Here is a 14,735-nt window from a genome sequence, read left to right on the forward strand (position 1 = left end):
GCCCGGTCGAACTGCCCCCGGTCCGCGCGATGATGGCCCGGTGAGCCAGCAGACCTCGTCCCCCCGCCCTCGCGTGTCCGCCCGGGTCGGCGCCATCGCCGAGTCCGCCACCCTCGCCGTCGACGCCCGCGCCAAGGCGCTCAAGGCTGCCGGCCGGCCCGTGATCGGCTTCGGCGCCGGTGAGCCGGACTTCCCGACGCCGCAGCCCATCGTCGACGCGGCGATCGCCGCGGCCGCCGACCCGCGCAACCACCGGTACACGCCCGCCGCCGGCCTGCCCGAGCTGCGCGAGGCGATCGCGGCCAAGACGCTGCGCGACTCCGGCTACGAGGTGCGCCCGGCGGACGTGCTGGTCACCAACGGCGGCAAGCAGGCGGTGTTCCAGGCGTTCGCGACGATCGTCGACCCCGGTGACGAGGTGCTGCTGCCCGCGCCGTACTGGACCACCTACCCCGAGGCGATCCGCCTGGCAGGCGGCGTGCCGGTGGAGGTGTTCGCCGACACGGACGCGGGCTACCTGGTCACGGTCGAGCAGCTCGAGGCGGCCCGGACCGAGCGGACCAAGGCGCTGCTGTTCTGCTCGCCGTCCAACCCGACCGGCGCCGTGTACTCCCCCGAGCAGACCGAGGAGATCGGGCGCTGGGCGCTGGAGCACGGCATCTGGGTGATCACCGACGAGATCTACGAGCACCTGACCTACGACCACTCGGTGTTCACCCCGATCGTCCGCGTGGTGCCCGAGCTCGCCGAGACGGCGATCGTGCTCAACGGCGTCGCGAAGACCTACGCGATGACCGGCTGGCGGGTCGGGTGGCTGATCGGCCCGTCGGACGTGGTGAAGGCCGCCACCAACCTGCAGTCGCACCTGACGTCGAACGTGGCCAACGTGTCGCAGCGGGCGGCGATCGCAGCCGTCACCGGCGACCTGTCGGCGGTCGAGGCGATGCGGGCGGCGTTCGACCGGCGGCGCCGGACGATGGTCTCGATGCTCGAGCAGATCGACGGCGTGCGGATCCCGGCCCCGCAGGGCGCCTTCTACGCGTACCCGTCGGTGAAGGGCGTGCTCGGCCGGACCATCCGCGGTGTCACGCCCGCCACCTCCGCGGAGCTGGCGGCGCTGATCCTCGACCAGGTCGAGGTCGCGGTGGTGCCGGGCGAGGCGTTCGGGCCGTCGGGCTACCTGCGGCTGTCGTACGCGCTGGGCGACGACGACCTGGTGGAGGGCGTCGGGCGGATCGTGTCCCTGCTGGGCGAGGCGAGCTGACCCTGCTGGGGCGGGCGGGCTGACGCTGCCGGGCGACGCGGTCTGACGTCCGGCAGCGGTGGACCGCCCCGTCCACCGATCGGTGGACGCACGGGGCGGTGACCCGGCCGTCGCGGCAGGTGGAGCTTCCCGACCACGCTGGTGGTCATGGCGAGAGACATCGGCAGCCGCGCGGTCGACGTGGTCGGGCTGCACAAGAGCTACGGGGACAAGCACGCCGTCGACGGGGTGAGCCTGCACGTCGACACCGGTGAGGTGGTGGCGGTGCTCGGGCCGAACGGCGCGGGCAAGACGACCACCGTCGAGATCCTCGAGGGCTACCGGCACCGGGACGCCGGCGAGGTGCGGGTGCTCGGCACGGACCCGCAGACGGCGGACCGGGCGTGGCGCTCACGCGTCGGCATCGTGCTGCAGAGCGTCAACGACCTGGCCGAGGCCACCGTCGAGGAGCTGGTGCGGCAGTTCGCGGCGTACTACCCGCGGCCGCGGGACGTCGACGAGCTGATCGCGGCGGTGGGCCTGGAGGACCGGCGGCGCACGCGGGCGCGTCAGCTGTCCGGCGGGCAGCGGCGGCGGCTGGACGTCGCGCTCGGCGTCGTCGGGCGCCCCGAGCTGCTGTTCCTCGACGAGCCGACCACGGGGTTCGACCCGGAGGCACGCCGGGCGTTCTGGGACCTGGTCAAGGGCCTCCGCGACGGCGGGACGACGATCCTGCTGACCACCCACTACATGGACGAGGCCGAGCAGCTGGCGGACCGCGTCGTCGTGGTGAGCGCCGGCCACGTGGTGGCCGAGGGTGCGCCGCACACGTTGGGCGGTCGGCAGGCGCACCGCGCACGGGTGCGGTGGCTGCGTGACGACGAGCTGCAGGAGGTCGCCACCGACACCCCGACCCGGACGGTCGCCGAGCTGACCACGCGGTTCGCCGCGGAGGGGCTCGACGAGGTACCGGGGCTGCAGGTGGTCCGCCCGACGCTCGAGGACGTGTACCTCGGGCTGGTGGGCGCCGCCGACGCGGCTGGTGCGGAGGCTGGTCCGGGTGACGCGTCGCCCGTGCTGGTCGGCCGCTCGGGTGCGGAGCGGACGGGGGCCCGGCGATGACCGCGCTGCCCGTGCCGACCGACCGTGGGTCGGCCGTCGTCACCCCTCCCCTGCCCGGCGTGCTGCGCCTGGGCCTGGTCCGTGCCGGGTACGAGCTGCGGGCCTACGCCCGGGAGCGCGACGCGGTGGCGTTCATCTTCCTGTACCCGGTGGTGATGCTCGGCATCTTCGCGACGGTGTTCGGACGGGACGGCGGCACCGTCGGGCCGGTCAGCTTCGCCCAGTACTTCCTGCCCGGCATGGTGGCCACCGGCGTGATGCTGTCGAGCTTCCAGAACCTGGCGACGTTCGTCGCCGTCGAGCGCGACGAGGGCGCCCTGAAGCGTCTGCGCGGCACTCCCCTGCCGGCCGCGTCGTACTTCCTCGGCAAGGTCGGGCAGGTGCTGGTGACGGCCCTGCTGCAGACCGCGTTGCTGATCGGCGCCGCCGCCCTGCTGTGGGACGTGCCGCTGCCGAGCGACGCCGGCCGGTGGCTGACCTTCGCGTGGGTGTTCGTGCTGGGTACGGCGACCGGGTCGGTGTGCGGGGTCGCGTTCTCCTCGGTGCCGAGGTCCGGGCGGTCCGCGAGCGCCGTGGTGGTGCCGATCGTGCTGGTGCTGCAGTTCGTCTCCGGGGTGTTCTTCCAGTACGACCAGCTGCCGACGTGGATGCAGGACGTCGCGTCGGTGTTCCCGCTGAAGTGGATGGCGCAGGGCATGCGCTCGGTGTTCCTGCCGGACGGGGCGCTGAGCATGGAGCCCTCCGGCTCGTGGCAGCACGGGCTGACCGCCGGCGTCCTGGCCGCCTGGCTGGTGGCCGGGCTGGTGCTGGGCGGGCGGCGGTTCCGGTGGCTGCGCCGGGACGACGGGTGAACGTGCACCCTGCTGACGGCCTGGCCGGACCGCGCGACGCGCGGACCGGCCAGGCCTCGGCGTCGCCCCGGGTGGCGCCCCCGGTTGCGCCTGCCGTGCCGCCGCGGTCGATGGCGTCCACCTGGGCCCGGGCGCTGTGGGAGGGTCGGCCCATGCCCGCGCAGGCGCCGCACCCGCACGACAGCAGGCCGACGACGGTCGTCGAACGGCTGGACCGCGCGGTGCGCCGGCTCAGCGGCTGGGACGCCCTGTTCTTCGCGCTGACCGCGGTGGCTGCCGTGGCGATCGTCATCCCGGGGACCACCGGTTCGCGGACGTGGTGGGCGCTCGCGGTCATCGTCGCGCTGGTCGCGGCGTACGTGCTGGTGGGCCGTGGGGCGATGGACGGGCACCACCCGCGCCGTGCCGACGCCTACCTGGCGCTGCTGCTCCCGCTGACCGCCGTCTGCACGGCGCTCACCAGCGCGGGATTCGTCCTGCTGTTCGTCGCGTACACGCAGATCTGGTTCTTCAGCCGCAACCGGCTGCGCGGGGCGCTGTGGTGCACCGGGCTGACCGTGGTGGTGATCGCGGCGGCCACCGTCGCGGCCCGCGGCTGGCGCGACGAGCTGGTCGGCTTCGCCGCCCAGATGCTGGCGAGCCTGGTGTTCAGCATCGTGCTGGGCCTGTGGATCACGATGACCGCGGAGCAGAGCGAGGAGCGGGCCGAGCTGCTGCGCCGCCTCGAGGCGACCCAGGCCGAGCTGGCGGCGACCCACCACGCGGCCGGTGTGGTGGCCGAGCGGCAGCGGCTGGCCCAGGAGATCCACGACACGCTCGCCCAGGGGTTCACCTCCGTGGTGATGCTCGCCCAGACCACGCAGGCGGAGCTGGACCGCGGTCGGCCGGAGGCGGCGCGGACGCGGGTGACGCAGATCGAGCAGGTGGCGCGGGACAACCTCGCCGAGGCACGCAGCCTGGTCGCGGCCTTCGGACCGGCCGGGCTGCGGGACGCCTCGCTCGGCGAGGCGCTGGTGCGGCTCGCGGAGCGGTTCTCGGCAGAGGCCGACGTGCAGGTGCAGCTGGCAGGCGACCAGACCGCCGGTGACGACCTGCCGCGGGAGGCGCAGGTGGTGCTGCTGCGCTCGGCGCAGGAGGCTCTGGCGAACATCCGCAAGCACGCTGCCGCGCGCAGCGTGACGCTCCGGCTGGTGCGGGCCGACGACGTGGTGCGGCTCGAGGTGGAGGACGACGGCCGGGGACTGCCGCCGGGCACCACCGAGGGCAACGGGTTGCGGGGCATGCGCGAGCGCGCGCACGACGGCGGCGGGTCGCTGCAGGTGGAGGCGGGACCGGCGGGAGGGACGCGGGTGGCGGTGACGGTGCCGACCGGGACGACGGGCGCGCAGGCGGACGGTGGGCGGGACCCGGGTCGCAGCGGGTCCGCGGGAGCGGCTGCCGGGGGTGCTCGATGATCCGCGTGCTCATCGCCGACGACCACCCGGTGGTGCGCTCGGGGCTGGCCGGCATGCTGGCCGTCGAGCCCGACCTGGAGGTGGTCGGCGAGGCGGCCGACGGTGAGGAGGCCGTCGCGCTCGCCACCGGACTTCGGCCGGACCTGGTGCTGATGGACCTGCGGATGCCGCGGATGGACGGTGCCGAGGCGACCGCTCGCATCGCGCGGGAGGTGCCCGGCGTGCACGTGCTGGTGCTGACCACCTACGAGACGGACACGGACATCCTGCGGGCCGTCGAGGCCGGCGCGACCGGGTACCTGCTGAAGGACACCCCGCGCGACCAGCTCGTCGCCGGTCTGCGCGCCGCCGCGCGCGGCGAGTCGGCGCTCTCCCCGTCCGTCGCCCGCCGGCTGGTGCAGCAGCTGCGCGGCGGCGACGAGCGGCTGACGACCCGTGAGCAGGAGGTGCTGGCGCTGGTGGCCCGAGGGCTGTCGAACGTGGCCATCGGACGCGAGCTGTACATCACCGAGGCGACCGTGAAGACGCACCTGCTGCGCGCCTTCGCCAAGCTCGGTGTCGACGACCGGACCCGTGCCGTCACGGTGGCGATCGAGCGCGGCATCCTGCCGGGCGCCTGACCTGCGTCCGCCCCGACGGCAGGCGCCACGTAGGGTGACGGGCATGCTGGAGGCCCGCTGAGCACCGAGAGCGGGCGCGACCTGCGGGCCCTGCCCAAGGCGCACCTGCACCTGCACTTCACCGGGTCGATGCGCTCGGCCACCCTGACGGACATGGCGGCCCGCCGCGGCATCGTGCTGCCCGACCTGCTGCAGGAGGGCGAGCGCGTGCACGTGCCGGCCGACGAGCGCGGCTGGTTCCGGTTCCAGCGGCTCTACGACGCGGCGCGCGCGTGCGTGCGCTCCGAGGCGGACATGCGGCGGATCGTCGACGAGGCGGCCGCGGACGACGCCGCCGAGGGCTCGGGACGCCTCGAGATCCAGGTGGACCCCACGTCGTACGCGCCGTTCGTCGGCGGGCTGACCCCCGCCCTGGAGATCGTGCTCGACGAGGCCCGGGCGGCCTCCGCCCGGCACGGCGTCGAGGTTGCCGTTGTGGTCGCCGCATCGCGGCTGCGCCACCCGCTCGACGCCCGCACCCTGGCCCGGCTCGCCGCACGGCACGCCGGTGAGGGGCCGGGCGAGGTGGTGGGGTTCGGGCTGTCCAACGACGAGCGCCGGGGTGACACCTCGGCGTTCGCACCGGCGTTCGCCATCGCCCGCCACGCGGGTCTCGCCTCGGTGCCGCACGGCGGTGAGCTGCTGGGGCCGACCCACGTCGACCAGGTGCTGGACCAGCTCGAGCCGGACCGGCTGGGGCACGGCGTGCGGTCCGTCGAGGACCCCGCGGTGCTGGAGCGCGTGCTCGAGTCGGGCGTGGCGCTGGAGGTCTGCCCGGCGTCCAACGTCTCGCTCGGCATCTACGCCACGGCGGCCGACGTGCCGCTGCGCGCCCTGGCGGAGGCCGGCGCGCAGGTGGCTCTCGGCGCGGACGACCCGCTGCTGTTCCGGTCACGGCTGGTGGAGCAGTACCGGGCGGCCCGCGAGGTGCACGGGTTCAGCGACACCGAGCTGGCCCAGCTGGCTCGGGGGTCGATCCTGGCCAGCCGCGCGTCGGCGACGACGAAGGACCGGCTGCTGGCCGGTGTGGACGACTGGCTGGCGGCGCCGGCGGGCTGACCCGCCCGGCGGTCAGAGCCGGTCAGAGCGCAGCGCCCACCAGCACCGGCTCCGGCTCCAGCACGACGCCGAAACGCCGCGCCACACCGTCCCGGACGGTGCGCGCCAGCGCCAGCAGGTCCGCAGCCGTCGCGCCACCACGGTTGGTCAGCGCCAGCACGTGCTTGCCGGAGAGCCTCGCGGGACCGTCACCGAACCCCTTGGCGAAGCCGGCGTGGTCGATCAGCCACGCGGCGCTCGTCTTGACGCCGCCGGGCACGCCGTCCCGCGCGCCGTCGTCCGGCAGCGGGAACCGCGGGGCGTCCGGCGGCAGCTGCGCGGCCTGCTCGGGCGTCAGCAGCGGGTTGGTGAAGAACGACCCGGCGCTCCACGTGTCGTGGTCGGCCCGGTCCAGCACCATGCCCTTGCCGGCACGCAGGCTCAGCACGGCCGCCCGCACGTCTGCGAGGGGTGCCCGCTGACCGAGCTCGACGCCGAGCGTCCGCGCCAGCTCGGCGTAGGCGATGGGTGCCGACAGCGAGCCCTGCCGCAGCTGGAGCGTGACGTCGAGCACGACGTAGCGAGGGGTGGGCCACCAGGGCGCGCCCGGGTCCTCGTCTGACGGCGCCGCCCGCATGGACCGCTTGAGCAGCGAGCTGCGGTAGGACAGCTGCAGGTCGGACAGGGCGAGCGTGCGGACCCGGCCGCGCGCCCGGTCCCACGTGCGCACGCTGGCGACCGTCTGGGCGACCTCCTGCCCGTAGGCCCCGATGTTCTGCACCGGTGCGGCCCCGACCGAGCCGGGGATGCCGGACAGCGCCTCGATCCCGTGCAGCCGGTGCTCACCGGCGAACGCGACGACCTCGTCCCAGGGCTGCCCGGCCGGCAGCTGGTAGGTCACACCGGCGCACGCGGAGTGGTCCGGGACGTCGATGCCGGTGCGGACGTCCCGCACGACGACGCCGTCGAACCCCTCGTCGGCCACCAGGAGGTTGGAGCCACCACCGACGACCAGCAGCGGCTCGCCGGCCTCGTCCGCGGTCCGCACGGCGTCGATCAGCTCCGCCTCGGTGGCCGTCTCCACGTAACGGGCGGCGGGGCCACCGACGCGCAGGGTGGTCAGGTCCGCCAGCGTCGGCACCGATGCCGGACCGTCCTGCGCGGGCTCGCTGGCGGAGGTGATGGTCGGCTCGGCGGTCACCCGGCCAGGCTAAGCCCGGTCGGGCTGGGCCCGGTCGCGATGCAGGGGCGCCGCGGCGCCCATCACCGCCAGGCTCAGCGCGACGGGCACCAGGATCGCCAGCAGCGCGTGCCGGTAGCCGACGTGCTGCGCCAGCAGCCCGAGCAGCGGCGGGCCGCCGAGGAACGCGGAGTACCCGATGGTGGACACGACGCTCACGCGCGCCGGCGCGCGCCGCGGGTCGTCCGCGGCCGCGCTCATGCCGACCGGGAAGCCGAGCGCCGCGCCCATGCCCCAGGCGACGATGCCCACCATCGCCAGCCACAACGGTCCGACCAGGCCGAAGACGGTGAGGCCCACCAGCGCGAGCCCTGCGCACAGCCGCAGCACCGCCACGCGCCCGAACCGGTCCAGCAACGGGGTTCCGAACATCCGCATGGCCGTCATCGCCGTGACGAAGATCCCGAACGCCAGCGCCCCGACCGCGTGGCTGGTGCGGAACCCGTCGACCACCGACAGGCTGGCCCAGTCGTTGGCCGCCCCCTCCGTGAGCGCGGCGGCGAGCACCACCAGCCCGACGAGCAGGGTGCGGGGCTCCGCCCAGGCCGCGAGCGCGCCGCGGGCCCCCCGCGGGGTGCTCACCGCGGGGTCGGCGGCCAGGTCGACGGGATGCGCGACGACGGCGGTCGCCGCCCGGGACCCGGCCGTCGGACCGGCGACCTCGGCATCCGGCACGACGTCCGTCGGCGGCTCCGGGTGCAGGAGGTGGTCCGCGTGGCCGGTCGGCAGGAAGCGGCGCACCGCCACGGCGACGAGCACCGTGCTGACCACCATCACGGCCGGCAGGTGCGTCACCACCGGCACGTGGGCCTCGGCCGCGACGGCCGCCACCCCGGCAGCGGCCATGGTCCCGAACGAGAAGCCGGCGTGGTACCGCGGCATCACCGTGCGACCCAACCGCTGCTCCACGAGAGCACCCTCGAGGTTCATCGAGGCGTCCCAGACGCCGGCGCCCACGCCCACCAGGACCAGCCCCGCGACGACCAGCGGCACCAGCCGCTGCTGCACGCCGACCGACGAGAGCAGGAAGCCCAGCGCGTTCACCACCGCGAAGGTCATCACCGTGCGTCGTGCACCGAGCCGCTCGACCACCATGCCGGACAGCGGCAGCGACAGCAGCGAGCCGACGGAGGCGACCAGCAGCAGCAGACCCATCCGGTCGGGCGAGAACCCCAGGCCGTCACGGATGGCGGGCATGCGCGACGCCCAGCTGGCGAAGTTCACGCCGCTGAGCGTGAACACGGCCGCCACCGCCCACGACGCGGCGCGGACCGAACGGTCGGGTGCAGGGGTGCTCATCGTCAGCTCTCCACGGGGGTCTCGGGCATCCTCACGCATCGGCGCAGCAGTGACCAGGCTCGGATCAGGCCGCGGTCAACGTGAGCCGGCGGGCTCGGGTACGGCGGCAGCAGCGGTCGGCAGACCTGTGACGGACGGCTCCACGGCCGCCGGCAGCTCGGCGGTGGGCGCGGGTCGCACGGTCGGCACCGCCGCCGGTACGGGTGCGCGCAGCCGGGCGACCTGCCGGGAGACCGAGACGCTGGCCACCATGGCGACGACGACGAGCAGCAGCATGTGGCGCGCGCCCATCGTCTCGGCGGCGAGGCCCAGCAGGGGCGGTGCCGCGATCGAGGCGCCCGACGCGAAGGTGGAGACGAGCGCGACGCGGGCAGCCGCCCGCCGGGGGTCGTCGGACGCGGCCGCGATGCCGATCGGCACGGCGAGCGCGGCACCGAAGCCCCAGGCGACCACACCGACGCAGGCCAGCGGCAGGGAAGGTGCGAGACCGAACGTCAGCAGCCCGACGAGTGACACGAGCCCCGAGGTCCGCAGCACGGCCACCCGGCCGAACCGGTCGATCAAGCGCGTGCCGAGCAGCCGGACCACGGTCATGGCGGCCACGAACAGCCCGAGCACCACGCCGCCCATCGACTCCGGCTTGCGGAAGCCGTCCACCACGGCCAGGGACAGCCAGGTGTTCGCCGAGCCCTCGGACAACGAGGCCGCCAGCACCACCACCCCGATCAGCACGGTGCGCCGCTCCGTCCACGCCGAGAGCACGGACCGGAGGCGTCCACCGCTCGTCCCTGGCACCGGACGCAGCGCGGCGGCCAGCTCGTCGGCCGCGGGGTCGAGCACGACGCCACGCACGGACGCCAGCCGCCAGACCACCGCCACGGCGGCGACCGCCGTCAGCTGCGCCGTGACGGAGATGCCGAGCCGCGAGGCGAGCGCGCCGCCCGCCGAGCCCGCGACGGCGCCCACCGAGAAGCCGGCGTGGAAGTGCGGGATCACGGTGCGGCCCATCGCCCGCTCGATGCGGGCGGACTCGAGGTTGAACACCATGTTGGCGAGCGACACACCGACGCCGTTGAGGAAGATGCCCACCGCGAGCACGACAGCCGAGCCGGCGCCGGGGCCGATGCCCATCAGCGCGTAGCCCGCGCCGAGCACCCCGGTGGACAGCACCAGCGACCGTCTGCTGCCGATGCGCTGCACCAGCACGCCGGACGCCATGACGGTCAGCAGGGCGCCGACGGATCCGACCAGCAGCAGCGCACCCAGCGTGGCGGTGGACAGGTGCAGCTGGTCACGGACCGCCGGGATGCGCGCCAGCCATCCGGACGTCATCAGGCCCATCAGCACGTAGCAGCCGATCAGCAGCAGGCGCGCTCGAGGCACGGGGCCGGTCCGGGATCGGCGGGCGAGCAGCACAGCGAGGACTCCAGGTGACGACGACGAGGGACGGGTCCGGCGCCGCGAGTGGTCGAATCGATTCGATCGGAACGGACGACGGTTGTCGAATCGATTTGAGGACGGGCGCCATTTTGGCCGGTACGCTGACCGACGTCAACCAGGTGGCCGCCTCGGTGACCGGCGAACCGCGGTGCACCAGCGGCCTCATCTGCCCGGCCGACCGACGCCCCGGCAGGCGACCGAGGAGAAGGAGAGCGCCCTGTCCTCCCAGCGGCCCACGCTCGCCGACGTCGCGGCCTCCGCCGGGGTCTCGGTGTCCACCGCCTCGCTGGCGTTCTCCGGGGCCGGCCCGATCGCCGCAGCCACCCGGCAGCGCGTGCTCGACGCCGCGCAGGCGCTCGGCTACGCCGGCCCCAACCCGCTCGGCCGGCAGCTGCGCCGCGGACGCTCCGGGATCGTCGGGGTGATCGTCGGCGACGCGCTGCGTCGCGCGTTCCGGGACCCCGTGTCCATCCAGGTGCTCGACGGCATCACCAGCACGCTGGGCCCCATGGGGCTGGGCGTCCTGCTGATCGCCGGCCCGCACGACCCGACGGACCCGCCGGTGGACCCGCTGGTGGAGCTCGCGGCGATGGACGTCGCGGTGATGATGTGGGGCGGCACCACCGACGACCCGGTGCTGAGCGCGCTGCGCCGCCGGGGCATCCCGACGGTGCTGGTCGAGGGCAGCCGCCATCCCGACATCTCGGTGATCGGCATCGCGGACCGTGCCGGCATCGCGGACGTCACGCGCCAGCTGTTGGGCCTCGGCCACACGCGCATCGCCACGGTGACCCTGCCCTTCACCAACGACCGCTCCGAGGGGCTGGTCGACGCCGCCCGGCTCGACGCCCTGGAGTGGGAGCTCACCCGCCGGCGGCTCGACGGCGTCTTCGACGCCGGTGTCCAGCCCGTCGCCATCTGGGAGACGCCCGCCTCGCTGGTCGAGCACGGCGCCAGCGCGGCGCGCGCGCTGCTGGCCGGCCCTGACCGGCCGACCGCCGTCGTGTGCCAGTCCGACCTGCTCGCCGCCGGCGTCGTGCTGGGCGCCCGTGAGCTCGGCCTGCACGTGCCGCAGGACGTCTCCGTCGTCGGGTTCGACGGGCTGGACCTGCCCTGGTTCAAGCCGGACGTGCTGACGTCCGTCGCACAGCCGCTGGCCGAGAAGGGCCGGGCCGTCGGGCGGGAGGTCGCGAGGCTGCTCGAGGGCGAGCCGCCGCAGTCGCTGGACCTGCCGGTCGAGCTGGTGTGGGGCACCACGGCGGGGCCCGCACCGACGGTCTGACGTCCGCAGGGACTCGGCTGCGCGGGGCCTCAGCCCAGCCGCACCAGCACCTGCGCCTTGCCGAGCACCCGGGTACCCAGGGCGCTGACCTGCAGGTCGATGCGCGCCGTCCCGGCCTCCGCGTCGAGCGCACCCACCGTCGCGACGACCTCGACCTCAGCCTCGCCGGGGTCCGGCACGGGGATCGGGCGAGTGAAACGGACCTGGTAGTCGAGCACCGCACCCGGGTCGCCGAGCCAGTCGACGACCACGCCGACGGCGGCACCCATGGTCCACATGCCGTGCGCGATCACGCCGGGCAGGCCCACCGAGGCGGCGAACCGCTCGTTCCAGTGGATCGGGTTGAAGTCACCGCTCGCACCGGCGTACCGGACCAGCCGGGACCGGTCGACGGTCCGCGTGCCGCGGGCGACCTCCTGGCCGACGGTCAGGTCGGCGAGCACCGGCAGGCCCATCAGCTCTCCTCCGGCCGCACCGCGAGCGTGGAGACGACCGTCGCGACGGCCTCGCCGTCCTCGGCTGCGATCTCCGCCCGCGTGGTCACCATCGCCAGCCCGGCGCGCTCGCTGATCGAGTCGACGTGCAGCGTGGTCACCAGGCGGTCGCCCGCGTGGATCGGGCGGTGGTGGGTGAAGCGCTCGTCCGCGTGCACCACGCGGCTGAAGTCGACGCCGGCGGCGGGGTCGCGCACGTACTGCGCCTCGGCCCGCTGGGCGATCACCACGGCGAAGGTCGGCGGCGCCACCACGTCCGGGTGGCCGAGCGCCTGCGCGGCCGCCGGGTCGGTGTAGGCGGGGTGGTCGGCGCCCACCGCCTCGGCGAACTCCGCGAGCTTCTCCCGGCCGACCTCGTACACCGGGCCGGCCGGGTACGCCCGGCCGGCGTACGACGCGTCGACGGGCACGAAGGTCAGCGGGTCTCGCGGTGGACGGTGTGCCGACCGTCGCGCGGGCAGTACTTCTTCAGCTCGAGGCGGTCGGGGTCGTTCCGCCGGTTCTTCTTGGTGATGTAGTTGCGCTCCTTGCACTCGGTGCAGGCGAGCGTGATCTTCGGACGGATGTCCTGGCTCTTGCTGGCCATGGTGCTGCCACCCTCTCGCGTGGTTACCCGACGCACGACGAGCGGCCGGGAAGCTGACAGCGGCGGCGTACCCGCACGCTGGACCCGTCAATGTTACGGCATGGCAGGGCCCTCGGCCGACGGCCTGCTTCCTGCAGTGATGGCTCCCTGCGGTGACGGCGTCCGACATGGCCCGCGGTGCCGAGAGCGCGTCCGACGCCGTCGGGCGCCCGTCGGGAGAAGATGTCGCCGATGCTCCTCGACCTCGTGCTCGCGCTGATCCTCCTCGCCACGCTGCTGGGGGGCTTCGGCCGCGGCCTGCTGGCCACGCTCGGCGGGCTGCTCGGCCTGGTCGCCGGCGGTGCCGCCGCGTACTGGGTGGTCCCCCTGGTCAACGACTGGGCACCGGCCCGGTGGCGGGCCGCGCTCGTCGTCCTGACCGCCGTCCTGCTGCCGCTGCTCGGCTCGTCGGTCGGCGCGCGCATCGGGCACGCGCTGCGCCGAGGGGTCGACCGGACGCGGCTGGCGGTGGTCGACCGGCTGCTCGGCGCGGTCGCCAGCGTCGTCGTGATGGCGCTGGCGATGGCGTTCGTCGGGTCGGCGATCGCCGCGACCGGCGTCCCGGTGCTGGCGCCCGCGATCGCCTCGTCGTCGGTGCTCCGCACGATCGACCGCCTGACGCCCGCCCCCGTGACCCGCACCATGGCGCAGCTGCGCGGCGCCGTGCTGCACTCCGGCCTGCCGCAGCTCGGCGACCTGCTGGGACCGCAGCCGTCGCCCACGGTGCCGTCGGTCGACCTGTCCACGGCCCGGCTGGCGCAGGCGTCCAAGGCCGTGGCCCGCATCCAGGGCACCGCCTACGCGTGCGGCATCAGCTCCAGCGGATCGGGGTTCGTCGTGGCCCCGGACCGGTTGGTGACCAACGCGCACGTCGTCGCCGGGGTGGACAAGCCCGTCGTCGAGCTGCCCGGGCAGCGCGCGAAGGTGGGGCGCGTGGTCTACCTCGACCCGGTGAACGACCTGGCGGTGATCGCCGTCGACCACCTGGGCGTCACGCCGCTGCCCATCGTGCCGACGCTGGCTCGCGACGCCGTCGCGGTGGTCCAGGGCTACCCCTACGGCGGCCCGTTGACGTCCGGCGGCGCCCGCGTGCTGGCGGTGAGCACCGCCAAGGTGCCGGACATCCACGGGCAGGGCGACTCCGAGCGGGAGATCTACGCGCTGGCCGCGGTGGTCCGGCCCGGCAACTCCGGCGGACCGCTGCTGACCACCGACGGGACGGTGGCGGGCATCGTGTTCGCCCGCTCGGACTCCAACCCGGACCTGGCGTATGCGATGACCCCCACGGAGCTGCTCCCCGTCGTGGCGCGCGCCCCGGGCCTCAGCGCGACGGTTCCCTCGGGCGCCTGCACCACCGGCTGACCTGGACCACCGGCTGACCTGGACCACCGGTCGACCTGGACCACCGGCCGAGCAGGCCGACGCACGACGGCGGGAAGCCGCGATGGGATGGAGCGACCGACTCGCGGGCGCCGACCACGTGTGCGTCCAGGTGGTGCCGGCCGCCGGCGACGTGCTGCCGGCGTTGCGGGCGATCGCGGAGCGGCTCGGGCTCTGACCCGGAGAGACGACAAGGGCCCGGGTTCCGAGGAACTCCGGGCCTGCCGTGCCGTAGCGGGAGCGGGACTCGAACCCGCGACACCACGATTATGAGCCGTGTGCTCTAACCACCTGAGCTACCCCGCCGCGCCGGTGGTGCGGCCAGCCGCCGAGGCGACTTGACCGGCAACACACCAGAGAGCCCCGAAAGGGAATCGAACCCTTGACCTTCTCCTTACCATGGAGACGCTCTGCCGACTGAGCTATCGGGGCGGCGCGGATCAGAGTACACGGCGGGCCGGGGGCGGCGAAATCGCGGGTGGACCGGCGAGCACCGTGTCATGCAGCCCGGTCGGCCCTGGGTCTGACGTCCACCGCGGCGGCGGGGCGTGCCGGTCCGGCCGCGTCCGACGGGCGAGCTCCGACATGCGGACGGGGCGCCCTCTCCG

General features: G+C 74.7%; 14 protein-coding genes and 2 tRNA genes. 8 read left to right on the forward strand and 8 right to left on the reverse strand.

All coding sequences use genetic code 11. From position 1 onward, the window contains the following. Positions 1-40: 40 nt before the first annotated feature. From QMF98_RS13730 to QMF98_RS13755, 6 genes are all read left to right on the forward strand, one after another. A complete protein-coding gene (locus QMF98_RS13730) occupies positions 41-1,264 on the forward strand; it encodes a pyridoxal phosphate-dependent aminotransferase (RefSeq protein WP_337973519.1) in 1,224 nt (407 codons plus the stop codon). Positions 1,265-1,411: 147 nt separating this feature from the next. Next, positions 1,412-2,365 carry an ABC transporter ATP-binding protein gene (locus tag QMF98_RS13735; protein ID WP_337973520.1) on the forward strand — a complete coding sequence of 318 codons (954 nt, stop codon included), beginning with the start codon at positions 1,412-1,414 and terminating at the stop codon, positions 2,363-2,365. Further along, positions 2,362-3,216 (forward strand): ABC transporter permease, encoded by an 855-nt coding sequence (locus tag QMF98_RS13740; RefSeq protein ID WP_337973521.1) that lies wholly within the window; start codon positions 2,362-2,364, stop codon positions 3,214-3,216. The genes QMF98_RS13735 and QMF98_RS13740 overlap by 4 nt, the downstream gene beginning before the upstream one ends. 152 nt (positions 3,217-3,368) lie before the next feature. Continuing rightward, on the forward strand, positions 3,369-4,670 hold the full coding sequence (locus QMF98_RS13745) for a sensor histidine kinase (protein WP_337973522.1): 1,302 nt from the start codon (positions 3,369-3,371) through the stop codon (positions 4,668-4,670). After that, positions 4,667-5,290, forward strand: coding sequence for a response regulator (locus QMF98_RS13750; protein ID WP_337973523.1), 624 nt, complete (start codon positions 4,667-4,669; stop codon positions 5,288-5,290). The genes QMF98_RS13745 and QMF98_RS13750 overlap by 4 nt, the downstream gene beginning before the upstream one ends. Before the next feature lie 57 nt (positions 5,291-5,347). After that, a complete protein-coding gene (locus QMF98_RS13755; RefSeq protein WP_337975631.1) occupies positions 5,348-6,388 on the forward strand; it encodes an adenosine deaminase in 1,041 nt (346 codons plus the stop codon). Positions 6,389-6,410: 22 nt separating this feature from the next. Here QMF98_RS13755 and QMF98_RS13760 read toward each other — a convergent pair whose 3' ends face one another. The 3 genes from QMF98_RS13760 to QMF98_RS13770 all read right to left on the reverse strand — a co-directional run bounded on the left by QMF98_RS13760 (position 6,411) and on the right by QMF98_RS13770 (position 10,322). Continuing rightward, the gene (locus QMF98_RS13760) at positions 6,411-7,568 is read right to left on the reverse strand and encodes a UDP-N-acetylmuramate dehydrogenase (protein ID WP_490715614.1); all 1,158 of its coding nucleotides are present in this window, start codon (positions 7,566-7,568) and stop codon (positions 6,411-6,413) included. 9 nt (positions 7,569-7,577) lie between these two features. Beyond that, on the reverse strand, positions 7,578-8,906 hold the full coding sequence (locus QMF98_RS13765) for an MFS transporter (RefSeq protein ID WP_337973524.1): 1,329 nt from the start codon (positions 8,904-8,906) through the stop codon (positions 7,578-7,580). Between the two features lie 75 nt (positions 8,907-8,981). Continuing rightward, entirely contained in the window at positions 8,982-10,322 is a 1,341-nt protein-coding gene (locus tag QMF98_RS13770; RefSeq protein WP_348773373.1) for an MFS transporter, read from the reverse strand. Positions 10,323-10,563: 241 nt separating this feature from the next. Between QMF98_RS13770 and QMF98_RS13775 the strand changes: the two genes are divergently transcribed. Next, positions 10,564-11,628, forward strand: a complete 1,065-nt coding sequence (locus QMF98_RS13775; protein ID WP_337975633.1) for a LacI family DNA-binding transcriptional regulator — start codon at positions 10,564-10,566, stop codon at positions 11,626-11,628. 29 nt (positions 11,629-11,657) lie between these two features. Here the strand turns inward: QMF98_RS13775 and QMF98_RS13780 are convergent, their stop codons facing one another. Genes QMF98_RS13780 through rpmG form a run of 3 tightly spaced genes read right to left on the reverse strand, consistent with a single transcriptional unit; the run spans position 11,658 to position 12,708 of the window. Continuing rightward, entirely contained in the window at positions 11,658-12,083 is a 426-nt protein-coding gene (locus QMF98_RS13780; protein ID WP_337973526.1) for a MaoC family dehydratase, read from the reverse strand. Further along, entirely contained in the window at positions 12,083-12,532 is a 450-nt protein-coding gene (locus QMF98_RS13785) for an FAS1-like dehydratase domain-containing protein (RefSeq protein WP_337973527.1), read from the reverse strand. Before QMF98_RS13785 ends, QMF98_RS13780 begins: the two co-directional genes overlap by 1 nt. A 5-nt stretch (positions 12,533-12,537) precedes the next feature. Continuing rightward, positions 12,538-12,708, reverse strand: a complete 171-nt coding sequence (gene rpmG, locus QMF98_RS13790) for a 50S ribosomal protein L33 (RefSeq protein WP_291758088.1) — start codon at positions 12,706-12,708, stop codon at positions 12,538-12,540. Between the two features lie 231 nt (positions 12,709-12,939). On the opposite strand from rpmG, the gene QMF98_RS13795 reads away from it, so the two are divergent. Further along, the gene (locus QMF98_RS13795) at positions 12,940-14,109 is read left to right on the forward strand and encodes a MarP family serine protease (RefSeq protein WP_337973528.1); all 1,170 of its coding nucleotides are present in this window, start codon (positions 12,940-12,942) and stop codon (positions 14,107-14,109) included. A gap of 250 nt (positions 14,110-14,359) precedes the next feature. Here the strand turns inward: QMF98_RS13795 and QMF98_RS13800 are convergent. Then, positions 14,360-14,433, reverse strand: a tRNA-Met gene (locus QMF98_RS13800). A 53-nt stretch (positions 14,434-14,486) separates the two neighbouring features. Then, a tRNA-Thr gene (locus tag QMF98_RS13805) sits at positions 14,487-14,559 on the reverse strand. Positions 14,560-14,735: the final 176 nt, after the last annotated feature.

The sequence above is a fragment of the Cellulomonas sp. NTE-D12 genome (genome assembly GCF_027923705.1).
Taxonomy (GTDB): domain Bacteria; phylum Actinomycetota; class Actinomycetes; order Actinomycetales; family Cellulomonadaceae; genus Cellulomonas.